This window comes from Psychroflexus aestuariivivens (genome assembly GCF_004010055.1).
Classification (GTDB): Bacteria; Bacteroidota; Bacteroidia; order Flavobacteriales; family Flavobacteriaceae; genus Psychroflexus; species Psychroflexus aestuariivivens.
Genome location: NZ_RQVT01000056.1, coordinates 199,796 through 225,506, shown reverse-complemented (window position 1 = coordinate 225,506; position 25,711 = coordinate 199,796). Strand labels below are relative to the sequence as shown.

At 34.5% G+C, this 25,711-nt stretch carries 17 protein-coding genes and 1 tRNA gene; 13 read left to right on the top strand and 5 right to left on the bottom strand.

All coding sequences use genetic code 11. The features are described 5' to 3' along the window. The first annotated feature begins 6 nt into the window (after positions 1 to 6). The 4 genes from rseP (at position 7) to mutS (ending at position 5,251) form a co-directional block, all read left to right on the top strand. Positions 7 to 1,371 (top strand): RIP metalloprotease RseP, encoded by a 1,365-nt coding sequence (rseP, locus tag EIG86_RS12460; protein ID WP_127846509.1) that lies wholly within the window; start codon positions 7 to 9, stop codon positions 1,369 to 1,371. A 93-nt stretch (positions 1,372 to 1,464) separates the two neighbouring features. Further along, positions 1,465 to 1,538, top strand: a tRNA-Asn gene (locus EIG86_RS12455). A 511-nt stretch (positions 1,539 to 2,049) separates the two neighbouring features. Further along, positions 2,050 to 2,496 carry a ferritin-like domain-containing protein gene (locus EIG86_RS12450; RefSeq protein ID WP_127846508.1) on the top strand — a complete coding sequence of 149 codons (447 nt, stop codon included), beginning with the start codon at positions 2,050 to 2,052 and terminating at the stop codon, positions 2,494 to 2,496. Between the two features lie 169 nt (positions 2,497 to 2,665). After that, positions 2,666 to 5,251 carry a DNA mismatch repair protein MutS gene (mutS, locus tag EIG86_RS12445; RefSeq protein WP_394342218.1) on the top strand — a complete coding sequence of 862 codons (2,586 nt, stop codon included), beginning with the start codon at positions 2,666 to 2,668 and terminating at the stop codon, positions 5,249 to 5,251. 6 nt (positions 5,252 to 5,257) lie between these two features. On the opposite strand, the gene hemW is transcribed toward mutS, so the two are convergent. Then, a complete protein-coding gene (gene hemW / locus EIG86_RS12440; protein ID WP_127846506.1) occupies positions 5,258 to 6,388 on the bottom strand; it encodes a radical SAM family heme chaperone HemW in 1,131 nt (376 codons plus the stop codon). Between the two features lie 81 nt (positions 6,389 to 6,469). On the opposite strand from hemW, the gene EIG86_RS12435 reads away from it, so the two are divergent. Next, positions 6,470 to 6,967, top strand: a complete 498-nt coding sequence (locus EIG86_RS12435) for a DUF456 domain-containing protein (RefSeq protein WP_127846505.1) — start codon at positions 6,470 to 6,472, stop codon at positions 6,965 to 6,967. A gap of 64 nt (positions 6,968 to 7,031) precedes the next feature. Here EIG86_RS12435 and EIG86_RS12430 read toward each other — a convergent pair whose 3' ends face one another. Together EIG86_RS12430 and EIG86_RS12425 are read right to left on the bottom strand one after the other, a co-directional pair. Further along, positions 7,032 to 8,969 (bottom strand): M1 family metallopeptidase, encoded by a 1,938-nt coding sequence (locus EIG86_RS12430; RefSeq protein ID WP_127846504.1) that lies wholly within the window; start codon positions 8,967 to 8,969, stop codon positions 7,032 to 7,034. Positions 8,970 to 9,052: 83 nt separating this feature from the next. Then, on the bottom strand, positions 9,053 to 10,099 hold the full coding sequence (locus tag EIG86_RS12425; RefSeq protein ID WP_127846503.1) for a hypothetical protein: 1,047 nt from the start codon (positions 10,097 to 10,099) through the stop codon (positions 9,053 to 9,055). An 88-nt stretch (positions 10,100 to 10,187) separates the two neighbouring features. Here EIG86_RS12425 and EIG86_RS12420 point away from each other — a divergent pair, with 88 nt between their 5' ends. The 8 genes from EIG86_RS12420 (at position 10,188) to EIG86_RS12385 (ending at position 22,055) form a co-directional block, all read left to right on the top strand. Further along, positions 10,188 to 11,087 carry an ABC transporter ATP-binding protein gene (locus EIG86_RS12420; protein WP_127846502.1) on the top strand — a complete coding sequence of 300 codons (900 nt, stop codon included), beginning with the start codon at positions 10,188 to 10,190 and terminating at the stop codon, positions 11,085 to 11,087. A gap of 6 nt (positions 11,088 to 11,093) precedes the next feature. Then, positions 11,094 to 11,918: an ABC transporter permease gene (locus tag EIG86_RS12415; RefSeq protein WP_127846501.1), complete on the top strand. Its 825-nt coding sequence runs from the start codon at positions 11,094 to 11,096 to the stop codon at positions 11,916 to 11,918. A 31-nt stretch (positions 11,919 to 11,949) separates the two neighbouring features. Continuing rightward, positions 11,950 to 14,544 carry a T9SS type B sorting domain-containing protein gene (locus tag EIG86_RS12410; protein WP_240032221.1) on the top strand — a complete coding sequence of 865 codons (2,595 nt, stop codon included), beginning with the start codon at positions 11,950 to 11,952 and terminating at the stop codon, positions 14,542 to 14,544. 194 nt (positions 14,545 to 14,738) lie between these two features. Next, the gene (locus tag EIG86_RS12405; RefSeq protein ID WP_127846500.1) at positions 14,739 to 15,944 is read left to right on the top strand and encodes a DUF4856 domain-containing protein; all 1,206 of its coding nucleotides are present in this window, start codon (positions 14,739 to 14,741) and stop codon (positions 15,942 to 15,944) included. Between the two features lie 74 nt (positions 15,945 to 16,018). After that, on the top strand, positions 16,019 to 17,146 hold the full coding sequence (locus EIG86_RS12400; protein ID WP_127846499.1) for an imelysin family protein: 1,128 nt from the start codon (positions 16,019 to 16,021) through the stop codon (positions 17,144 to 17,146). 68 nt (positions 17,147 to 17,214) lie between these two features. Then, on the top strand, positions 17,215 to 18,579 hold the full coding sequence (locus tag EIG86_RS12395) for an HTTM domain-containing protein (protein WP_127846498.1): 1,365 nt from the start codon (positions 17,215 to 17,217) through the stop codon (positions 18,577 to 18,579). Next, complete coding sequence (locus tag EIG86_RS12390; RefSeq protein ID WP_127846497.1) at positions 18,560 to 20,989, top strand: TonB-dependent receptor domain-containing protein; 2,430 nt, start codon at positions 18,560 to 18,562, stop codon at positions 20,987 to 20,989. The genes EIG86_RS12395 and EIG86_RS12390 overlap by 20 nt, the downstream gene beginning before the upstream one ends. 331 nt (positions 20,990 to 21,320) lie before the next feature. Beyond that, on the top strand, positions 21,321 to 22,055 hold the full coding sequence (locus EIG86_RS12385) for an energy transducer TonB (RefSeq protein WP_127846496.1): 735 nt from the start codon (positions 21,321 to 21,323) through the stop codon (positions 22,053 to 22,055). 66 nt (positions 22,056 to 22,121) lie between these two features. Here the strand turns inward: EIG86_RS12385 and EIG86_RS12380 are convergent, their stop codons facing one another. Both EIG86_RS12380 and EIG86_RS12375 read right to left on the bottom strand, forming a co-directional pair. After that, positions 22,122 to 23,534: an HmuY family protein gene (locus EIG86_RS12380; protein ID WP_127846495.1), complete on the bottom strand. Its 1,413-nt coding sequence runs from the start codon at positions 23,532 to 23,534 to the stop codon at positions 22,122 to 22,124. A 4-nt stretch (positions 23,535 to 23,538) separates the two neighbouring features. Next, positions 23,539 to 25,668, bottom strand: a complete 2,130-nt coding sequence (locus tag EIG86_RS12375; protein WP_127846494.1) for a TonB-dependent receptor plug domain-containing protein — start codon at positions 25,666 to 25,668, stop codon at positions 23,539 to 23,541. Positions 25,669 to 25,711 lie beyond the last annotated feature (43 nt).

Genomic DNA, 25,711 nt, shown 5'->3' with positions numbered 1-25,711 from the left:
AAATTAATGGATCCATTTCTTATTAAAGCCATTCAGCTCATTTTGAGTTTGTCTATATTGATTGTCCTTCACGAATTAGGACATTTTATCCCTGCGAAATTATTCAAAACTCGTGTTGAAAAATTCTACTTATTTTTTGATGTGAAATTTTCACTTTTCAAAAAGAAAATAGGCGATACTGTCTATGGAATAGGTTGGTTACCACTCGGCGGTTATGTGAAAATATCTGGAATGATCGATGAAAGTATGGATAAAGAGCAAATGGCAAAACCCGCAGAACCATGGGAATTTAGGAGTAAACCGACATGGCAACGATTGATTATTATGATTGGTGGCGTGACAGTCAATATTGTACTTGGTTTTTTCATTTATATGATGGTGCTTTTTGTTTGGGGTGAAGATTATATAGATCCTTCAGTTTTTGATGACGGACTCGCTACAAATGAAATAATGCAAGATTATGGGTTTCAGAATGGAGATAAGATTCTAAATGTGAATCAGAAACCTTTAGATAGCCAGATTGATATTAATAAGTTTTTACTATTAAGAAGTGTAGAAACTGTTGAAGTGAAGCATCCTGATGGTAGTGTTGAGGTGATTGAATTGCCAGAAGATATCGGTCAAAAGCTTTTTCAAGCGGGTGAGATGCAATCCTTTTCACCAGTAAGAAAACCTTTAATCGATAGTGTGAAACCAGATACACCAGCCATGAAAGCTGGTTTAAAAAAGGGAGATTTAATCACTTCTGTCAACGGAAATAAAGTTGAATATTGGCATGAATTTACAGAAATGGTCGAGGCGAATAAAGGTGAAAATATTCGTATTGGTTATGTGAATTCTGTGTCAGAAAATAAAGCTTTAAATAGAGAGCTCAATACAGAAGGTATGCAAGAAGTTAGCGTAACTACAACAGATGAGGGAATGGTTGGTGTTTATGTGAAGTCTTTAACATCTTCAGATATTAAAACAAAAACCTATACCTTAGGAGAAAGTATCTCTGCTGGTTTCGATTATGCGTATTGGACTTTGCACGATTATGTAGCTCAATTTAAATATGTGTTCACCGAAAAAGGCGCGACACAAGTAGGAGGTTTTGGCGCTATTGGAAGTTTATTTCCAGATGCGTGGGATTGGCAAGCGTTTTGGTCAACGACAGCATTTATCTCTATTATTTTAGCATTTATGAATATTTTACCGATTCCTGCTTTAGATGGTGGCCACGTCATGTTCTTGTTATACGAAATGATTTCTGGAAGAAAACCAAATGAAAAAGTAATGGAATACGCCCAAATGATTGGTTTCTTTATACTTATAGCCTTGGTTTTGTTTGCTAATGGTAATGATGTGTATCGTTGGCTGACTGGTGGATAAAAAATATTTTATTTTTCATGTAAAATGTTTTGTGTAACTAAAAATTGGTTTTATATTTGCATCCGCAAAACGGAATAAGTTTTACGAAAATATTCCTCCTTAGCTCAGTTGGTTAGAGCATCTGACTGTTAATCAGAGGGTCCAAGGTTCGAGTCCTTGAGGGGGAGCAAAAAAAGCCTAGTACACACGTACTGGGCTTTTTTTAATCATTTTTACTTTACTAGCATTTATCCAGATTTATCCAAAAGTCAACTTTTTCCTTTAGCACGTCAACGTACCTGTTTTAGATATATAAAAATGTTTTAGTTACAATTTTATGAGTTACAGGTTTTCAATATTATTCAGCATAGTTGGAGAATGAATTATATCTGAATGTTGAAAATAGGAATATAATATTGAGACTATCTTGGCTTCATACTTCAATAAACCCTTTGAAAAATAAGCATAACTGTAATTTTCTTCAAGGGTGAATTTTCATTTAAATTATTTCATATTTGGAATAGAAAAACTTCAACAATCACAAAAACGCTTTTATTTTTTACGCTGATCTTTTTAGAATATTAAATTATTCCTGAATTAGTTAATGTAGTGCTAATATATTATTAATAAATGTGTTAAACTACTATTTAGTTATTGTAAATGTAATGTTCGTTCTTAATTTGAAATAAAAAATAAGATATGAAGTATACAAAAGAAATTTCAAATAAGTTAAACGAATTACTTGAGAAAAATTACGATGCTGAAGCTGGTTATATAGCAGCCAAAGAAAATGTCAAAAATTCAAATCTTAAAAATTTTTTCAAGGAAAGAGCAACCGATAGATATGATTTTGGTCATGAACTCAAAGACGAAATAAAATCTTATGGTGAAGAGCCTGATAAAGGAACAAGTTGGAAAGGAGAAGCTCACCGCGCTTGGATGAATCTAAAATCTACTTTTTCAAGCAACAGTGATGATGCAATCCTACAAGAAGCCATAAGAGGTGAGAAAGCGGCGCTTGAAGATTACAATAAAATTATTCAAAATGCAGACCTCACGCCTTCAACCAAAAAAGTGCTTGAGAAACAACGTGATAGTGTTCAATCAGCATTAGATATGGTAAAAACAGTTGAAGACTTCATCTAATTTTCCATATTTAATTATATTTTAAATATTTAAAATCCATCTCAAAGTATAATTTGAGATGGATTTTTGTTTTGAATAAATAATATCCTAAGAATTTTCCTTTTGCTATTTTTGCCCCTTAAAATAATTTATTTTGGCTAAAAATAAAAGTGATAAAGTCACACCGCTAATGAAGCAATACAACGCTATCAAGGAGAAACATCCTGATGCCATGTTATTGTTCAGAGTTGGTGATTTTTATGAAACATTTGGTGAAGATGCCGTCAAAGCTTCTAGAATACTCAATATTGTTTTGACCAATAGAAACAATGGAAGTGAGCGAACAGAATTGGCAGGATTTCCACACCATTCTCTCAATACTTATTTGCCAAAACTCGTTAAAGCCGGAGAACGCGTTGCAATTTGCGACCAACTAGAAGATCCAAAAGCGACAAAGAATATAGTGAAACGTGGCGTCACAGAATTGGTTACGCCAGGAGTCGCTCTGAATGATGAAGTGCTTAATAGCAAATCAAATAACTTTTTAGCGTCCATTTTTATCGGAAAAAAGAAAAGACTTGGCATCGCATTTCTCGATGTTTCGACTGGAGAATTTCTGACTTCGGAAGGCACTTTAGAAGATATAGATAAACTTCTGCAGAATTTTAACCCTAGTGAAGTTTTAATTTCCAAAAAACATAAAACCGAATTCAGTGCTAGCTTTACTGAAAACTACAACTTATTTTATCTTGAAGATTGGGTTTATACATTCGATTTTGGAATTGATGCGCTCAATTCTCATTTCAAAACCACCTCTATGAAAGGTTTTGGTATTGAAGAATTCAACGAAGGAATTATCGCTTCTGGAGCTATTCTTCATTATTTGTCGGAAACCAATCACAACCAACTACAGCATATCAATAAAATTTCTCGGATCGTCAAAGAGGATTTTGTGTGGATGGATAAATTCACTATTCGTAATTTAGAACTTTACCAATCCAATTCAGCCAATGCCGTCACTTTGATAGACGTAATTGACAAGACATCTTCGGCGATGGGCAGCCGAATGCTGAAACGTTGGTTGGCTTTGCCTTTGAAGAATATTTTCAAAATCAATCAGCGTCTTGATAGCGTGGCTTTTTTGAAATCGAATTATGAAATTCAACAAGGAATCGTTCAACAGTTGAAACAAATTTCAGATATCGAACGCCTGATTTCGAAAATCGCCACCCTGAAAATTACGCCTAGAGAATTGGTGACGCTCAAAAATTCATTGGATGCGCTGGATGTAATAATCGATTTACTTCAGAAATCCAAACACGAAACTTTGCAAACCATTGCAGACCACATCAATCCATGCGTGCTTTTTCGTGACAAAATCAAAAAAGCTTTGCATGAAGACGCGCCTGTCAATATTGCCAAAGGCAACGCCATCCGAGACGGTTTTTCTGACGAATTGGATTCTTATCGAAAAATGGCGTTTTCTGGACACGATTACTTAGATGAATTGCTTCAAAAAGCTTCTGAAGAAACCAAAATTCCAAGTTTGAAAATTGGGAGCAACAATGTTTACGGCTATTATATTGAAGTCAGAAATACGCATAAAGACAAAGTGCCTGACTCGTGGACAAGAAAACAAACTTTGGTCAACGCCGAGCGTTACATTACGGAAGATTTAAAAATTCTGGAAGAAAAAATACTGAATGCTGAAGAGAAAATTTCAGTTCTAGAACAAAAACTTTTCAATGATTTGGTGCATTGGTCGCAAGATTATATTCGGGTCATTCAGCAAAATGCGACACAAATTGCAAAAATAGATTGTTTGTGTGGTTTTGCAGCTTTAGCCTTGTCCAACAATTATCACCGCCCACAAATTTCAGATCATTTCGATCTGAGTATCAAAGCTGGTCGTCACCCAGTGATCGAAACTCAACTGAAAGCTGAAGATGTTTATATCAGTAATGACGTGCATCTCGACAAAGAAACCAATCAAATTATCATGATTACTGGGCCAAATATGAGTGGTAAATCTGCTATTTTAAGACAAACCGCATTGATTGTTTTGTTAAGTCAAATCGGATGTTTTGTTCCAGCAGATGAAGCTGAAATCGGTTTGGTTGATAAAATTTTCACCAGAGTAGGGGCGAGCGATAACATTTCTATGGGAGAATCTACATTTATGGTAGAAATGAATGAAACTGCCAGTATTTTAAATAATATTTCTGAACGCAGTCTGATTTTGCTTGATGAAATTGGGCGTGGTACCAGTACATACGACGGGATTTCTATCGCTTGGGCAATCACGGAATATATTCACGAACATCCTTCAAAAGCACTCACACTTTTTGCGACGCATTACCACGAACTGAATGAAATGTCCAAAGAGTTTGACCGTATTAAAAACTACAATGTATCTGTCAAAGAGTTGAAAGACAAAGTTCTATTTCTTCGAAAACTTGTGCCTGGCGGTAGTGAACACAGTTTTGGGATTCATGTTGCTAAAATGGCAGGCATGCCACAATATGTGATTCAACGTGCCAATAAAATATTGAAAAAATTGGAATCTTACCGTGAAAATGACGATGCCAATCAAGTCGCACAGGCGGCTCAAATTGAACCGCAACTTAGTTTTTTCAATCTGGATGATCCTTTGTTAGAAAATATTAAAGAAGAAATTTTAGATTTGGATATTGATACGCTTACGCCAGTTGAAGCGCTAATGAAATTGAACGAAATTAAACGAATGATCAAGCCGAAGAACAAACGAGACGCTTAAGATTAATTATTTTAAATTCAATTTGAATAAATCTGCAGCAATGCCATCGGTAAGAAACTTCCCAGTTTTGGTCACTTTTACTGAATTTTCATTCACCTCCAATAATCCATTTTGGAAATGCGGTTCAGCTTGTTGAAGCAAATAGGTTTTGAAATTTAAACCGAATTTGTCTTCAATTTCTAACAAATTTGCTCCCCATTTTGTGCGCAGACGCGTCATTACATATTCATTGTAAGCGTCCGTTTTCGATAAAACTTCGGTGTTCTGAGGCAATTCACCAGTATTGATGGCTTTAATGTATTTGATGTTGTGATTGACGTTCCAACTTCTGGTATTTTCAATAAAACCATGCGCCGATGGCCCGATGCCTAAATAAAATTTCCCCGTCCAATACGCGGTATTGTTTTGAGAAAAATAACCGCTTTTTCCAAAGTTTGAAAATTCATAATTATCAAAACCAGCTTCAGCGGTTTTTTGAAGTAAAATATCGTAATGCAATTTTGCTAAATCATCATCTATTGGCGGAATCACCGCTTTGTCTATAAAATATTTCAGTGCTGTATTCGGTTCAACAGTTAGGGCGTAACTGGAAATATGTGGCACGCCCAAAGCTATGGTTTTTTCGATGTTTTGTGTCCATCGCATTTCACTCATTTTAGGAATGCCATAAATCAAATCGATAGAAATATTGTCGAAATATCGCTGCGCCATCAGAATACTCTGCTCAGCTTCTTCTGCATTATGAGCACGATTCATCAATTTTAAATCTTCCTGAAAAAAAGATTGTACGCCAATGCTTAAACGATTGATTCGGGTTTTGGATAATTTTTTTAAATAGTCCTCAGATAAATCATCTGGATTGGCTTCCAAAGTGATTTCTGGTTTTTCTGAAACTTGATAATGCTTGTCAATGGTTTCAAAAATCTGCTCCAATTCTTCGAAACTCAACAAGCTTGGCGTGCCGCCACCAAAATAAATATTTTGAATCTCGTCCGGCAGATGATTTTTGCGCATTTCCAATTCTTTGCAAATAGCGTCGACGAGTTCAGACTTATGTTTCAATGAGGTAGAAAAGTGAAAATCGCAGTAGTGACAAGCTTGTTTGCAAAATGGAATGTGAATATAAATGGACGACATAACAAGAATTTCAGCAAAAATAATTTTTAAATTCCGGCTTTTCTGTACTTTTAGGTTGAATTTAATTTCAACATTCTAAAGATGACGATATTTTTATTAAGCCTTGGATTTCTATTTTGTATTGCTGGGATTATCGGTAGTTTTTTACCGGTTTTGCCTGGACCACCCATTTCTTGGTTAGGATTTTTGATTATGTACTTCACGCCTGAAATCGATTTGAGCATTACATTTTTGTTGGTAACTTTTGGCGTAGCAACACTGATTTTTATTTTGGATTATATCGTTCCTGTTTTAGGAACAAAACGCTATGGCGGTAGTAAATTTGGGGTTTACGGCACAAGTATTGGGCTGGTGGTCGGTTTGTTTTTTCCACCATTTGGAATTATAATTGGGCCTTTTGTCGGTGCTTTTTTAGGCGAAATGATTTTCAATAAATCCAATTCCAAAATGGCTTTTCGATCGGCTTGGGGTTCATTTTTAGGCTTTTTAGCGTCAACGTTTATGAAATTTATCACCGCTTTGGTATTTACAGGAATGTATATTTACAAACTCATAGAATTCCGAGATTTTATTTTTTAGTCAAAAAAAAGCCATCCAAAACTGAATTTGGATGGCTTAAATATTAAGATTTTGTTTCTTTTTCCTAGTCTTTATAAAGATTTACAGGCCATTTGTCGTTGGAATAATTCACATCTGGTAAGATTTTATCCGGATCAATTTCTATGCTTTGGATTGTTTTGTCTGACGTAAATTTGTGCGTCCAAGTATTGCCGCGTTGCCAAATTTCAACTGGTAAAGTTTTCATAGAAGTGGTTCCGTCTTGGTAAGTAATTTTCATTTTGACTGGCATTGGCACTTCGCCATTATTGGATACAGTTAAGAAATATTCGCCATTTCGTTCACGCAGCGAGTCGATGGCTAAATCGATATTGCCAGTGCCATAAAACCAATTTCCAAAAAACCAGTTCAGGTTTTCTCCGGCTGCATTTTCCATGTGATTGAAAAAATCTTTAGGTTGTGGATGTTTGTAAGCCCAAGTTTCAATATAAGAACGGAAAGCGAAGTCAAATCTTTCTTCACCTAAAATATATTCTCTTAACATAATCAAGCCTAAAGCTGGCTTGTAATAGGCAATCATACCTAAATTTCTAAGATTTGCCACATCTGGATAAGTATCAATGCCTTCGCGTTCGTCGCTTAAAAACCAACCAGTAAGATTTCTAGGTTGTCCCAATCTTGCTGGATATTCGCCATCGTTGAAAGCCAATGTGCTGTAATAATTGATAAAGGTGTTGAAACCTTCATCCATCCAAGCGTAGCGTCTTTCGTTGCTGCCGACAATCATCGGAAACCAATTGTGTCCGAATTCGTGGTCAGTGACGCCCCAAAGACTAGCGCCTTTACTCTGCCAACTACAAAAATTCAATCCTGGGTATTCCATGCCGCCGATATCTGCAGCTACATTGACCGCCGCTGGGTAAGGATATTCGAACCACATTTCGGAATAATGTTCTACGGAAGCTTTGCTATATTCTGTTGATCTTGACCAAGCGTCTTGACCATCACTTTCTATCGGGTACGCTGATTGAGCAAGACAGTCTTCACCGCTTTGCAAATTGATTTTAGCCGCATCCCAAATAAATGCTTTAGATGCTGAAAATGCAAAATCCCTTGAATTCTCGATTTGAAATTCCCAAGTTTGTGTTCCTGAGCTTTTAGCAAAAAGACTGGCATCACCAATTTCTTCTGGTTTGATCAAATATACCGTTTCTTCGCTATTTTGTGCTTTTTCATATCTGTTATAAAGTTTATCAGACATTACGTCCTTAGGATTTAGTAATTCACCTGAAGCAACGACTAGATAATCATGTGGGACGGTTACTTCTACTTCAAAATCGCCGTAATCGTAGTAAAATTCACCTGCACCAAGATAAGGTTCTATATTCCAACCTTGAATGTCATCGAAAACTGCCACTTGTGGAAACCATTGTGCTAACGCATAGATTTCACCATTTTTGGTGGACAATCTTCCCATACGATCCATGCCATCTACAGGGATTTTGAATTCAAAATTCATAGAAACTTCAGCTTTGCCACCTTCAGCTTTCAAAGGTTGGTCAAAAAAGACCTGCATTCGCGTATCATTGATAAGGTGTTTTGTTGAGGTTGCGCGTCTGACTTTGGATTCCAAATTCGTGATTTTGACGCCTTTTCCAGTATCGCCAACATAACGGTTTCCTCCGGCCGGAGTTGTAAGCGTACCTCTAGAATTTTCAGTAAATCTATTTTGTTCCAAAAACATCCAAATATAATCTAAGTCCTGAGGACTGTTATTGATGTAGGTCATAATAATTTGACCTTCGAGGCTGTGATTTTCAGGATTTAGTCTAACCTTAATTTTATAATCAGCTTCATTTTGGAAGTAAGCTGGTCCAGGTTTACCAGAGGCTGTTCGGTATTGGTTACCATTTCGATTCATGAATTCATCGAATACATCTTGGTTATTTTCAATTTGGCCGTAGCTTACCGCGGAAACGATGCTACATCCTAAAAGCAATAAAAATTTAGAGATAATTTTCATTTTATTTTTCGATTTAAATTTATTCGGCACTAAAATATAAAAACTGAATTGGTTTATTACAATTTGTAGGTTTTCAAATGATTTTATTCAATGTCCAGATAATTTCTTTTAACGAAATCTAAAGCTGTTTTTAGAATATGACCCATGGTTTTACAGCGTTTAAAGCGAATATCTTTGGTATATGTAACCAATTCGCTGCGCAGTTGGTTCACGTTATCTTGACTAGAAACGGTGTCTTTTATCATGCACCGAATCAACATTCTGAATCTTTTTTCTGAAGTAATTAATCGTTTTGCAACTTGCGAACGTTCTTCTTTTCTGTATTGTTCAATAGAAGATTCTGCCAGACGTTCGCTGACCAAATTGACCATTGGACGGTTTTCTTTAAAAAAATGTGGCTGGTAAACTTTCAAATTGCCTTCATAATTTTGTTGGTCAAAATCGATTGCGCGAATTTTGTAATCGACATGGTCAAAATCATGGGTAGGAATTACCACATAATTATACGAACGCATATCGCCCAGAAGTCGTAAAGTACAGCGTTCGTTGAACTTTACAAACTGTTTGGCAATTTCTGTTTGCGCACGTGAATCGCATTCTGGCAATTCTTCTTTGATGAAAACATCTCCTGGAATTCCGGCAATGTGTTCTTCAATTAAAGTGTCCTTATAAACTAAAAAATTGATTCTATTTGGTGATAGAATATGTTCAAAATCTAAACCATAAATTCTAGATGCATCAGCTTTTTTGACATAAAAATAGGTGAAATTATCGTTTAGAACATTTCTGATTTTTATTCTGAAAGGTTTTGAATTCCCAAATGTACAATAGTCAATGGCGTCCACATTCAGAAAATCCAGATGTTCACTTCGACCATCAGAATGCAGAATCAAATATACACGTTTCAAGCTATTATCTATTTCCTCACGTTCAAAATCAGGATAATAACAACGCACCCAAAGCGTATCTTCATCGTGCCTGTCGTAAACCACAATAGAACCAGAAAAACGTAATAAGTCGTCGTAAGACACAGGTATTTTTGTGTTTCTGTTGTAAGTTTGAAGATATTTTTGAAGCTGAACATTTATTTGAAAAGTCGGCTTCTTTTTGGACATCAGTTTTTGTTCCATCAACTTTTTTTTCAAAGATAATGAAATTTGAATGCCTTTTTTGTAACATATTTTTAACTCAACCGTCGAATCACTAAAAGCAAAACCATTGGAAACCATTCTTAAAATAGATGAACTCACGAAGAAATTTGGAAATCTTGTTGCTGTAGATCGCTTGTCTTTTGAAATAGAAAAAGGTAATGTTTACGGTATTTTAGGGCCAAATGGAAGTGGGAAATCTACAACACTCGGCATGGTGTTAAATGTCGTCAACAAAACTTCAGGAAATTTTTCTTGGTTTAACGGAAATAAACAAACTCACGAAGCTTTAAAAAAAGTCGGTGCCATCATAGAAAGCCCAAACTTTTATCCAAGCATGAGTGCTGAAGATAATCTGAAATTAGTCTGCAAAATCAAAGGTGTTGATTACAGTAAAATTGATGAAAAACTGGAAATTGTCAATTTGCTAGATCGTAAAAAGCACAGTTTTAAAAGCTATTCTTTAGGAATGAAACAGCGTTTAGCAATTGCCTCCGCACTTTTGAATGATCCTGAAATTTTAATTCTAGATGAGCCTACCAATGGTTTAGATCCACAAGGAATTCACCAAATTAGAGAAATTATTAAGAATATCGCAGCTGATGGGATGACTATTTTGTTAGCTTCACATCTGTTGGACGAAGTTGAAAAGGTCTGTTCCCACGTGGTTGTAATTCGTAATGGTGTGAAACTATATTCTGGATTGGTCGATCAAATGAATGCAACACATGGTTTCTTTGAAGTAAAAAGTAATGACCGAATCAAGCTTGAAGACTTTTTAAGCAATCACCCAAAGATTGAAAAATTTACAGAACTAGAAGATAACTTATATAAAGCCTTTTTGGATTCACCCTACGATTCGCAAAAATTTAATGAAGAAGCCTTTGCTAAAGGCGTTATTTTTTCGCATTTAGTACAGCGAAAAGATTCACTTGAAGAACAATTTTTACAACTTACCAACCAGAAATAAGAAACTATGTTTAGACTATTATCTATAGAATTTCATAAACTCAAGAACAGCAAATCTTCCAAAATTCTAAGTATTATCTATTTTGTGTTGTTCTGTTTTATCGCTTTGTTTGCATCCATTCGCTTCAATTTTGGCTCTATAGATTTCAGGGTTGCTGATCAGGGTATTTTCAATTTTCCTTACATATGGCATTTCAACACCTATTTTCTAGCTTTTTTGAAGTTGTTTTTGGCCATTGTAATCGTCTCCATGATGTCTAGCGAATATACCAATCGTACTTTGAAGCAAAACTTGATCGATGGTTTAAGCAAAGAAGAATTCATTTTATCGAAATTTTATAGCATTCTAGTATTTGCATTAGCCTCAACTATTTTGGTGTTTTTGGTCAGCATGGTTTTAGGTTTAATTTTCTCCGATTACGATGAAATTGACATTATTTTTTCTGAAATGGAATATTTACCAGCTTATTTTGTCAAGCTGACTGGCTTCTTTTCTTTATGCATGTTTTTTGGAATTCTATTGAAACGTTCTGCATTCGCTTTGGGTTTTCTTTTTTTATTGTGGATTTTTGAAGGAATTATTCAATTAGTAGTTAGATTTCAAGCCAAATCATTGGATTTTATTGTTGATTTTCTGCCATTGCAATCGATGTCTAATTTAATTGTGGAACCGATAACAAAACTCAGTACAATCAAATCTGCAGCCTCTCAAATCAATCCTGGATTTGAAAAAGACTATGACGTTAGCTGGTTCGGAATGCTTATAGTTGTTGTTTGGACTTTAATATTTGTTTATGGGTCTTATAACCTATTAAAACGTCGAGATTTGTAATTTCCTTTTATATTTGAGGAAAATCAAAAATTTGATTCAAAAACTTACTATTCTTACTTTTATTTTTGTTACGCTTTCAAGTTTTGCTCAAGGCGAAGCTAATAACTGGTATTTTGGTAATGGTGCAGGAATAACTTTCAACACAAACCCACCAAGCTCAATCCTAGACGGGCAATTATATACAAACGAGGGCTGTTCTTCTATTTCAAATTCCAATGGCGATTTATTGTTTTATACCGATGGCAGAACAATTTGGAATCGGGAACATCAAATTATGCAAAATGCTGATTATTTTGGTGCTACAGGCTTGCACGGTGATCCTTCAAGTACTTCAAGTGGTTTGATTGTTCCTCATCCAACAAGCCCAAATTTATATTTTGTTTTCACAGTAGATGAACCTCACCATAGTAATGCATTTGCGTATCCAGACCAAGGTCCTGCAGATCAAAACGGAAATCCTATTTCAGAATATCCTGATGTACCAGGTCATTCTGTGCCACAAGACGACGATGGATTTAATAATGGATTTAATTATTCCATTGTAGATATCAACTTGAATAATGGTTTGGGTGATGTTGTGAGTGGAGAAAGAAATAATCATCTAATCACTTATGATGAAAATAATGCAGAAGATGTAAAATACAAATCTTCTGAAAAAATTACCGCAGTTCGCGGAGCAGATTGCAATTCTGTATGGGTAATTACTCATTTTAAAAATACATACTATTCTTTTTTAATCGATGAAAATGGCATTAATGAAACGCCAGTAGAATCTGTTGTTGCACCAAACATAACGACAGATAATTACCGAAGAGCAGCCATTGGATATTTGAAAGCTTCACCTAGCGGTCAAAAAATTATAGTAGCCCATAACACGACAAATTTTAACCAATCTACTATTGAAGATGAGGGAGATGGAAGCGTTTACATTTATGATTTTGATAATGCAACGGGAGAAGTGAGTAATCCGTTGCTTCTCATAGATAATGTAAATGCTTATGGTGTAGAATTTTCACAAGAAGCTACAAAAGCATATGCAACAGTAGACGATAACGGATTTAAACTTTACCAATGGGATTTGGAAAGTGATGATATATCCAATAGCTTTATTAACCTTCTCGATACTGAAATCTCAGCATCATCTGCTTTGCAACTTGCTCCGAATGGCAGAATATATCATTCAGTATTGGGAACAAATACGCTTGCTGTTATTCAAAATCCAGATGCTTTAGGTGCAGATGCCAATTATAGTCAAAATGTGGCTTTTGGCGCAATAAACTTATCAGGAAGAACCAACACATTTGGCTTACCTCCATTTATACAGTCCTTATTTAGTTCCAGAATTGGTATTGTGAATACGGGGGAACAAGTAATAAGAACTGAAGTCACTCTTTGTGATGAGTATAGTTTTACTTTAAGCTATGAAGATATTGATGGTGCAACTTATATTTGGAGTAAAAATGGAGAAGAGATTTCTGATGAGAATGATTCTTCGTTGGAAGTGGAATTGCCTCCAGACGTGAGTTTACCCTACCAAGAAAATTATAGTTTAGAAGTTAGTTTGAATGATGGCAGTTGTCCTTTGCTTGGTGTGGCTACAATAAATTTTATTGAACCTCCTATTTTTCAAGAGGTCGATTTGCTGGAATGTAAAAATATAGGTGAACAATTTGTTAGTTATGACCTAAATCAAGCTTCTTCAGAATTTTTAAATCAGGCTAATCTGAATCAAAATGAAGCAAATATTTCGTTTTATATTTCTGAAGAGGAAGCTGAGAATGAAGAAAACGTAATTACAAATATTTCAAATTTTGACAATTCAGAAGGATTGACTGAAATTTATACCTTGATTAAGTCTTTTGAAAGTTGCAAATTTATTGCAAAAGTGAATTTGAATGTAGAAAATTTTCCAGACCTCGATCTAGAAGATGAAATTAGAATTTATTGTTTAGAAAATCTACCAAACCCAATAACATTGTCGGCTCTTAAAAATAATGAAAACATAGATCAATATGATTTTTATTGGTCAACTTCTGAAAACACGCCAACAATTCAGGTTAATGAACCTGGAAATTATTCAGTAGAAGTCAGTAATTTAGATTCAGGATGTGCTATTCAAAAAAACATTGAAGTGATCAATTCCAATCAAGCGATTTTCGATTTAGAGATTGAAGATGGAATGGGAGGAAATAATTCAATCGAAATCTTTGTTTTAGAAAGCAGTTTAGGTGAATATGAATATTCGCTTAATGGTAATTATTTTCAAGATGAAAATGTTTTTGAAAATTTAGAGTCCGGTGTGTTCACCGTTTATGTACGTGATAAAAACGGCTGTGGAATGACTAATAAAACCATAGGAATTATTGGTGCAATGAATTTTTTCACTCCCAATAGTGATGGCATTAATGACGTTTGGCATTTAAAAGGTGTTTATAAAGATGAAAATAGAGATGTCCATATTGATATTTTTGACAGATATGGCAAAATGCTTTATAGCTTTACAACTACTTCTCGAGGTTGGGACGGTACTTACAACGGTAGAAAAATGCCTTCCAACGATTATTGGTATCGGATTATTCTTGCTGATGGCCGTGTTCTAACAGGGAATTTCACACTTAAACGTTGATATTTAAATAGATTTTAGCCTACTAAATATCATTTCCTAGACTTTTTTGGTAATAAGATTCTGATCCTAAGATCATCCTCGAATTTTAACTATTGTTATTTAAACTTAATACAAATAAAATTTGGTGAATTTGTGAAGTGTTTTATATTTGCATCGTATTTATAACAAGTCTAAATTAAAACAAACGAATTAGAATGAAAAAATCAAATTTATTTTTAAGCTTATTTTTTACTGTAGCATTGCTTTTGACTTCTTGTAGTGACGATGATGATAATGCAATTATTACCCCAGAAGTTGAAGCACCACAAACTTATAGCTTTGAGCGTGATGGTAATTCAACCGTAAGTTATTCAGGTCAGACGACCAGAATTATGATGGGAAATGAGCTCGATGATGCATTGAAAAACACAAGCAAAACAGAAACTGACTTATTATCTATGTATGCGCACCAAGAAGGTGATAATGATTTTTCTGATGCAGACCTAAATGCATCTGATAAAAGTTTAAGAAGTAAAACCGCAGCATCTAGAGATTATTTTTCTGCAAATACTACAGATGCACAAGCAATCAAAAATCAATTTGATAATTGGATTAGTGCGCAAGTAATAGAAGTTTTTCCAAATTGGAATACGACAGCTGCTCCTGGTCAAGCTGGTCAAATTCAAGAAGCAGGAGGTGGAAGCGTACGATATGTGAATGCTAAAGGTCTTGAATATAATCAGGCGGTGCTAAAGTCTCTTATAGGCGCTGTAATGACAGATCAAATGCTCAATAATTATTTAAGTGTTTCTGTATTAGATGAAGCTAATAATGTTGAAAACAATAATAATGACATTACAGAAGATGGTAAAAATTACACTACCATGGAACACAAATGGGACGAGGCATTTGGTTATTTATATGGTACAGATAATCAGTTGAATCCAGAACTTGGTCAAGATAGCTTTTTGAACAAGTATTTAGCTCGTGTAGAAAATGATTCAGATTTTGAGGGTATTGCAGATGAAATTTATAATGCTTTCAAATTAGGTCGTGCTGCAATAGTTGCGAAAGATTATAGTTTAAGAGATCAACAAGCTGAAATTATAAAAGAGAGAGTTTCTGAAATAATTGGCATCAGAGCTGTTTATTATTTAGAACAAGGAAAAAATGTAATTGCTAATGATAAAGGTGCAGCATTTCACGATTTGTCCGAAGGAATTGGTTTTATTTACAGTCTACAATTTACCAGAAATAACGATACTGAAGCGCCTTATTTTTCTAAAGCTGAAGTTGATGCTATGCTAGATACTTTACTTGAAGGTAATGGATTCTGGGATGTTTCTGAAGAAACATTAGAAGAACTTGCTAGCCAAATAGCTGCCAGATTTAATTTTACTTTAGAACAAGCTGGAAGCTAATTTAGAATTAGTTTAAGACTAAATTAAGTACCAAAAAGCTTTCTTACTTTTTATATTTGCAAAAAAAAATGAACATGATGAAGAAAATCATTTTAGGTCTTTTTACTTTAGCTTCTGTTATGATGATAGTCGCTTGTAGTTCAGATGATAATGATTCTGGGAACTCAGTCAATGATGGTTTCGATCGCTCAGCTATGTTAAGCAATTGGGCTAATAATATCATCATTCCAGTTTATGAAGATTTAGATACAAAGCTAGAAGCAATGGTTGCTCAAAAAAATATTTTTATTGCAGAACCAAATACTTCTAATCTTGAAAATATGAGAACTTCCTGGAAAGAAGCTTACAAAGTTTGGCAGCATGCAGAAATGTTTAATGTGGGGATAGCTGAAAACACAAATTATATCTTTCAGATGAATGTGTATCCAACTAATACTGTAGATATTCAGCAAAACATCGATAATCAAAATTATGATTTAGCGAGCGTCAATAATAATGATGCTGTCGGTTTTCCAGCTTTAGATTATATGCTTTATGGCTTAGGAGATTCTGATGTTGAAATTCTAGAATTCTACTCAACTTCAGCTGATTCTAACAATTATAAAACCTATTTATCTGATCTTACAGACAGGATGGAAAGCTTAACCCAAGCTATACTTGACGATTGGAAAAATGCTTACCGAGATAGTTTTGTAAATAATACAGACAATTCTGCAACTGGATCAATCAATTTAGTAGTTAATGATTTTATCTTTTACTATGAAAAGGGATTTAGAGCTAATAAGTTTGGAATACCAGCTGGTAATTTTTCACCAAATCCTTTACCAGATCGAGTAGAAGCTTTTTATGCCGGTGATTTTTCCAAAACATTAGCACTTGAAGCTGTTGATGCAATAAAAAACTTTTTTAATGGTCGTGCTTATGTTGGAGGTAATGAAGGGAGAAGTCTTGATGACTATCTCGATTTTCTCAATACCATTAAAGATGGTGAAGATCTTAGCACGCTGATCAATAACCAATTTGTTGCAGCAGAAAATAAGATTAATACGCTGAACGATAGTTTTGCAGAACAAGTTGAAAACAACAGTGTGGCAATGACCGAAACTTTCGACATTATCCAACTTGGAGTTGTTTTTTTGAAAGTTGATATGCTACAGGCTTTGGATATAAGTGTAGATTATGTTGATGCTGATGGAGATTAATATATTCTAAGTAAAATTATTATTAAAAATAAGGGATTTTCAGAATTTGAAAATCCCTTTCTATTCTTATGTTAAATCATTTTAAATCCTACTTACATAAACAAGTCTCAGCCGCACCACTGGCAGTGTTTAGAATAGGCTTTGGGTTGATGATGTTTATCAGTATTATTCGGTTTTGGAGCTATGGTTGGATTGAAAAGCTCTATCTGAATCCAAAATTTCATTTTTCATACTATGGTTTTGAATGGGTGAAACCTCTTGGAGATTGGACTTATCTTATATTTATCATTTGCGGGATTTCTGCTTTGTTTGTAGCACTTGGGCTAAAGTATAGATTATCAATTGTCTTATTCTTTTTGAGTTTTACCTATATAGAATTCATGGATAAAACCACTTATCTCAATCACTACTACTTTATCAGTTTAGTTAGTTTTTTGATGATATTTCTACCTGCCAATGCTTTTTATTCTATAGATAATATCATAAGAAAAAAGCAATACGCCCTCATTCCAAAATGGACCATAGATACGATTAAACTAATGCTTGCCATTGTTTATTTTTATGCGGGTTTGGCAAAACTCAACAGTGACTGGTTATTCAAAGCAATGCCTTTGAAAATATGGTTGCCTTCTAAATATGATTTACCTCTCATTGGCGGGAACTTAATGCATCAAGAATGGTTTCACTATGTTATGAGCTGGTCTGGAATGTTGTATGATTTAATGATTCCTTTTTTGCTCTTGTATAAAAGAACACGAATTTTTGCCTTTATTTTAGTGGTGTTTTTTCACATTTTTACAAGAGTTCTCTTTCCTATAGGCATGTTTCCCTATATTATGATTATTGGAAGTTTGATATTTTTTGATGCTGAAGTTCATCATAAAATTATCAATTTTATAAAAAAAATGCTTCAATTATTCAATATAGAACCTAAAGGTGTAAAAACCGAAGCTTACTTAAAATCGAGGCAAAAACCAGTAATTTTGGTTTTGGTAATATTTTTTGTTATTCAGATTATCTTGCCTTTTAGATATGTTTTATATCCTAGTGAGTTATTTTGGAGGGAGGAAGGTTATCGCTTTTCTTGGCGTGTCATGTTAATGGAAAAGCGTGGATACGCAAACTTTAAAGTTGTTAACCCAGAAAAGGAAACCTATTTCTATGTAGATAATTCAGATTTCCTTTCTTCTTTTCAGGAAAAACAAATGAGTACTCAGCCTGATTTTATTTTGGAATATGCTCATTATCTCGGTGATCACTTCAAATCTCAAGGTCATCAACCTATTGAAATTTATGTAGAAAGTTATGTAGCACTCAACGGGAGAAGAAGTCAACCTTACATCGATCCAGGTGTAGATTTATTAAAACAATACGAATCATTCAAGTCAAAAACTTGGATTTTACCATTTAAAGATGACATCAAAGGACTTTAGTAAAATATTAGTTTTATGTTTATTTTCTCTTGTGGGTTGGTCTCAAACTTATCAACTGGAGGGTTATGTTTATGATAAAGACACTCAAAAACCATTAGAAGAAGTTAATATATACGAAAAACACTATGGTATTTTAGCACAAACTGATGCTTCGGGTTATTTCAACTTTAAAACCTCAAAAAAACAAATAGATTTAGTCTTTTATGGATTTCAGTTTCAAATCTTTGAAAAACAAATTAACCTAGAAGAAGTATCAAATATAAATATTTCACTTGAAGCTTTATCTGAACAATTATCTGAAGTTCAAATCATAGCTCAAAAAGAAAGGGTTTTTGAGCTAAATCGTCTAAAAGATGTTGAAGGAACAGCTATTTATGCAGGCAAAAAAACAGAGGTTATTCAGGTCGATCAGTCTATGGCCAATTTGGCAACCAATAATGCTCGACAAATCTATAGCCAGATCGCTGGGCTGAATATATTTCAAAATGACGACGCTGGTTTACAACTAAATATAGGCGGTAGAGGTCTCAATCCGAATAGAACAGCAAATTTCAACACACGCCAGAATGGCTATGATATAAGTGCGGATGTACTGGGATATCCAGAAAGTTATTATACGCCGGCTTCGGAAGGTCTCAAAGAAATCCAAATAGTAAGAGGTGCCGCATCTTTGCAGTATGGAACTCAGTTTGGCGGACTGGTAAACTTCATTATGAAAGAACCAAATCCAAATCAACCTTTGGATGTCATTACAAGAAATACGGGAGGTAGTTTTGGTTTATATACAAATTTCACAAGCTTAAGCGGGACTTCAGGTAAGTTGAGCTATTATGCCTACACGAACTATAAACGCGGAAATGGTTTTAGACCCAACTCCGACTATGAGTCCATCAATATATTCTCACATTTAGGCTATAAGTTCAATGAAAAAACTAAGCTAACTGCTGAAGTTACTTATATGAATTACTTAGCTCAACAGGCAGGAGGATTAACAGACCAAATGTTTGCTGAAGACCCATTTCAGAGCAATCGAGAGCGGAATTGGTTTGATGTTGATTGGCTTTTGTATAACCTGAAACTTTCGCATGAATTTTCTGAGCAGACAAATTTTACATTCAATTTTTTTGGGCTTCAGGCAAAACGTAGCGCTATTGGTTTTAGAACAAATCGTGTTGACCAATTAGACTCTAATGAGGAGCGAGATCTTATTGTTAGTGATTTTAGTAATTTCGGCTTTGAAGTAAGACTGCTCAATGAATTTAAGATTTTAGATAGAGACGCTACATTTTTGATTGGTTCTAAATTTTATAAATCAGATAATCAAGAACAACAAGGTCCTGGATCTGATGGTTCCGATGCTGATTTTAGTTTTAGGAACGAAGAATTTCCAGGTTATCCAAATCAATATATATCTGATTTGCCGAATACCAACTTGGCAATTTTTGGTGAAAATATTTTTTACATCACAGATAAATTGTCTTTTACACCAGGTTTTCGTTTTGAATACATTAAAACTGCGAGCGACGCAGTTTTTACAGAACTAAATTTTGACGCAGCGGGCAATATTATAAACGAGCAGATAGTTGAAGAACAATTAAGCCTTGACCGTTCTTTCGTTTTGTTAGGTGCAGGAATGAGTTATAAGCCAACTAACGCTGTTGAATTTTATGCAAATATTTCTGAAAATTACCGCTCGGTGACTTTTTCAGATATTAATGTCGCCAATCCAACATTTGAAGTAGATGAAGATATCAAAGACGAGGAAGGCTTTACTGCCGATTTTGGTTTTCGAGGAAAAATTAATAATTACATTTCTTACGATGCCAGTCTTTTTGCTTTGTCTTATCGTGACAGAATAGGAATAGTTCAAGATGTTCGTGACGATAATCGTCCAATTCTTCTTCGGACGAATGTTGGTGACGCTATTATTTATGGTGTGGAATCTTTAGTTGATTTCAATTTTAAAAAAATTTTCAAATTAAATTCAGCTTATAGTCTAAACTTATTTGTGAATACTTCTCTAATAAATTCAGAATACACAAGATCTGATCAACAGGGAGTTGAAGGAAATATAGTAGAATTTATACCTGATCTTAATTTGAAAACAGGAATAAGATTTGCTTATAAGAATCTTTCTTCCAGCCTTCAATACACCTACCTTTCAGAACAATTTACTGATGCAAACAATTCTCGAGCAATTCCCAATAATGGTATTGTAGGAGAGATTCCTCAATACGACATTTTAGATTTTTCTTTAGCTTATAGATACAAAAGTTTCAAACTTGAAACAGGAATTAATAACCTTCTAGATGAAAACTATTTCACGAGAAGAGCAACTGGTTATCCAGGTCCAGGAATAATTCCTTCAGCGCCAAGGAATTGGTATGCTACTCTTGCTATAGAATTTTAAAAAAAGGAATCGGCTAAAATTATTTTGTAAACTTTGAAATTGAAAATAATTTTTTTTTAACGCTTAATGTTTGATTTAAAAATATATATTTTAAATATTTGATATCCAGTCATTTATTTGGGAAGCAACTTAAGAAAAGAGCAACAAGCCCTTTAACCAAATTTTGATTTTATAATTTCTGAACAGTTTTGGCATTGTTGTTGGAAAACTAATAATATCAAATATTGGCCATTTATTCATAACGAATTCGTTTTAGTGAACTTGAAAGTTATCAGATTTTTCTCTGAGTAGCTCAATAATTCTTATTTCAAATTTTTAAAACACTTTAGTTATGAAACCTAAAAAATATGACCACAAAAACCTGAACAAAAAGAAAGTATTCTTCTTTCAAATTGGACTCATTGCCGTATTATCACTTGTATTAATTTCAGTAGAATGGAAAACTGAAGCCCGAACGATGACAGATCATGATCAAGTGGATTATCAAATATTGAAAACAGAAGAAATACCAATTGTGAAATTACCTGAAAAAAAAGTGAAGCCAATTTCTAAACCACAGCCAAAAATCGATGATTTTGAAATTGTTGATGACAAAATCGAAACAGACCCAGATTCAAAACTAGAAGACACTGAACCAGAGCCACTCGAATCGACTGGTATCATCGATTTTAAAGATTTAGAAAAAACTGAAGATGAACCCATCACAGAAATGTCTTTTGAATTGATAGAAGATGTACCAATCTTTCCAGGTTGCGAAAACCTTAGCAATAACGATGAACGCAAAGCCTGTATGAATAAGCAAATTCAAAAGTTTATCAACAAAGAATTTGACACCAGATTGGCTTCAGATTTAGGATTAGAGGGCAAAAATAGAATTTATACCACTTTCAAAATAAATCATAAAGGTGAAGTAGAATTCCTAAATGCCAGAGCTTCGCATCCCAAACTAAAAGAAGAAAGTCAGCGTGTGATTGAAAAATTACCCAAAATGCAACCTGGCAAACAGCGTGGGAAAGCCGTAGGTGTGATTTTTGCCATACCGATTAGCTTCAATATTTCTGATTAATATTAAATAAAAAACCCCGTAAAATTAATTATTTACGGGGTTTTTATAAAATCAAAAATCGGATGGCTAATTCAGTTTTTCATATTCAAATTTTGGGAAACCGCGCACACCATTTTCATCGGTCAAGGCTGTAAATCTAATTTTGTATATATTTTCGTCGCTGTCTTTCAGCACAAAAAACAATTCTTGCTTCAATGTTGGCGAAGAATTTGGACCGCCGCCAACTCTCCAATTACTACCGATTGCTCTTTGGTCTAAAGAAAATTCTTCATCAGAAACATCTTCAATATTATAATCCGCATATTCAATTTCTGAATTTTCAACTGCATAAGCACTCACATTTGCCAATCTATTGTTCACAACAAAATCTGAATATCCGTAAGAACCAGCACCTTCAATTTCGTTGGTGAATGTCGTGAATTCTATATCCCACTGGATATTTTGGTCAACTTCCACAGTAGAATTTGAAGCTAAATTCACATATTCAAAAGCATTATTTCCAGATTTTGAAATCGAAATTTCTTCAAATTCAGTTGCGTCTAAATCTGCGTGTTGTAAGATGTAATTAATACCGTCTTTCAAAATTCTAATTTTCTTCCAACCTCTTGGTTCTCCAGATAATTCAACACTTCCTGGCTGTGGTGTTTCAGTGCCGACAGAATTCCCAAGATTCAACAAATACACTTTATTATCTTCATTATTGTTAGCGATTTCAGCAATTGCAGTTTCGTTAATTTCGCCACTTGGAGCATCGACATAAGCCATATTACTTGGGTTGAAAGTGCCAACCGCAACTTGACCTTGAAGCGATGCGACATCTTGAGAAGTTATTGCTGTAATGTCAGTTTCATCCAATTCTGCGGTTGCCATAAATAAAGAGCCATTTAGTTTTACACGAAATTCTTCGCCTTGATAAAATGCCAAATCCCAAGCTGCACGATTGATTGCAGTAGAATTTTGCCCACTCAAATCTACATAAACTTGGTTAGGTTGATTTGGACCGCCAACTTCAGGTGAAATATTTCCGCTCGCAGCTGCAGCTCCGGTGAAATCCACATTCAAACTGGTATTTCCACCCACAATTGCATTACGATGATTGACTTCTATAATATCAAAATTCACCGATTTTTGTGTGCCTTCAATAGGGTTTTGAAGTTTATTAATGTCGAAACTTACACCTTCATCTCCAGCATTAAATTCCAAAGTAAAACTATTGTTCGTGGCTTCAGGAATTACGGTGAAATCTTCTCCGTAAACTGAATTTGTTGAATTCCAGTCAACGATCAAACTTCCATTTTCTGTGGCTGGTGAAGAAAACACCAAATTGATGGTTTTTCGGTCATCTTCTGCTGAAAAGCTTGTTGAAGCGTTTTCAAAAGCGACCACCATTTCGCTTTGCGCAGGATTGTCATCATCGCTATCACAGCTGATGAATAGGACTAAAAGTAGAATTTGTAAGGTAATTTTTAAGTGTTTCATTGTTTTAAAATTTAAATTGATATAAAAGTTTGATAAAATAAGAACGTCCGTAAGCTAAGAGTAAACTGGAAGGCGCGGCATCGTGTGCACCGCCTTCAACCGCTGTCGTATTGACCCGGTCAACATCGAGTACATTTCTGATGCCGAATGTTAAGTCAAGTTTGTTCTTAATTAAGCGTTTTCTGAAACTGGCGTCCATCAATCCAAAACCGTCTTGTTTGCCGCGTGTTAGAACCGTTTCATCAGCTTCATTTTGCTGCTGAACAAATTGATATTGCGGCCCGTTGTATTTGAAAAAAACAGAACTTGTCAAGCCCCATTTTGGAATTCTGTAACTGATATTGGAATTGGCTTGCAAACCGTACAAGAAATCATCATTAAAATTGTCTTGGCTGTCCAAAACTTTTGAAACTCCAGTCAGTGATAGTCCAATATTTCCCGAGATATTTTTGTATTCTAAACTTGTGGTCATTGACGTCCCAATCGATTGAAATTTGTCAATATTTGAAAATTGATAGGCGAGTGGGCTTGGATTCACGATAGTCAATTCTATTCTGTCGCTGACATTTAAATACCAAAAACTGAGTTTTGGTTTAATTTTCAATTTATAATCGTCTGACCAAAATGTTTTTTTGAAATGTATAAAAGTCGAAAATCCTTGTTCTGGTTTTAAATTTTCATTGCCTCGCACATCGTGATTCACATCTACGAAATAGGTGAAAAGCTCGTCGTAGCTTGGCGTTCGAGGTGAACTTCCTACAACAGCTCTGGCTTCTACGCCATCATTGAATAAATATTTGCTACTCAGCGAAACTGCCATTAACGGGTCAAATTGATTTGAAAATAAAGCTCTGACTCCTGGTCTGATAGAAAACTTATCGGAGAACTGATATTTTGAAGTCGCAAACACATCGTAATTATTCAGTTTTCTATCTACTGGATCAGATTGCAAAGGATTCGACATTGGCGATGCAAATCCATCGATAAGATTCAACTCATAGCCGACTTGCAAGTCAAATTTTTCAAAATTCAATAAATTACTCAAATTTCCTCTTGAAAATATGGCTTGTCGAGATTCGAATTCATTTTTTCTAATGTTCAGCTTTTCACCAGTTTTTATTCTATAGGTGAATTCTTCCACATCGCGTTTTTGTTCCTGAAAAGAAGTTGAAATATTCAAGTTAGTTTTTTCAAAAAGTTTTGTGTTGAGGTTGAAATGATGGAACATTCTTCCACTTTTGAAAATATCGTCGCTTGCCGTTGGATTTATAGTTCCTGTAGACGAATTTTCATTGAGTCGCACACTTTCAGAATAGCGTTTTACCCTTTCATCAAACCACTCTAACTTATAAAAAGCTGTGGTATTTTTACTTTTGAAACGAACCAAGGCTTTGTAGTTGTTTTGCAATTTCGGCAACCATTCGTAACCGCGAAGACCGTCGTTTTGCTGGTAATTTTGACCTTGTTTTTCACCAAATCTTCCTTTGAAGTCATTTCGTGTTGCACTGATTTGTGCAAACCAATTGTCATTGATATTGTGAGCAACTTTTACAGATTGAATATGTCTGCCTTCATCTTCAAAATTATATTCGTCTCCGATAGTTTCTTCTTGAACATAGGGTGTGATTTGCCATTCGGATTGGGCATCTTTTTTGGTGATTATATTGATGATTCCAGACACTGCATTCGCACCATATTGAACGCCCATAGAACCTTCAACAATTTCTATTCGTTCAATATCATCGAGGTTAATCTGCGTTAAATCTGCATTATTTCCCAAACCTTCATCACTAATTAGAGGAATATTATCTACTAAAATTTTGAAATATTGAGAATCCAAACCAAATAACTGGACACCAGATTTTCCTGTTGAAGCGTTTGGAATAATATTGATATTCAATTGCTGGTTTAGAATATCTGCTAGGTTATTTGCTGCCAATCGATCAATGGTTTCTCTGTTAATTACTTTGACTTCAAAAACCGATTTGTTAACACTTTGTGGGTTGATTTGTCCAGTGACGACGACTTCTTCAAGACCATTTATTTCACCAAATTTGAAGTCCAATGAATCTTTTTCTTGGGCTGAAATATTCAGAACACCTATAAACGCTAGTATGAGTCTTAATCTTTTCATTATATAGAATAAGTCTTAATAAAAATAATGGCGCAAATATATG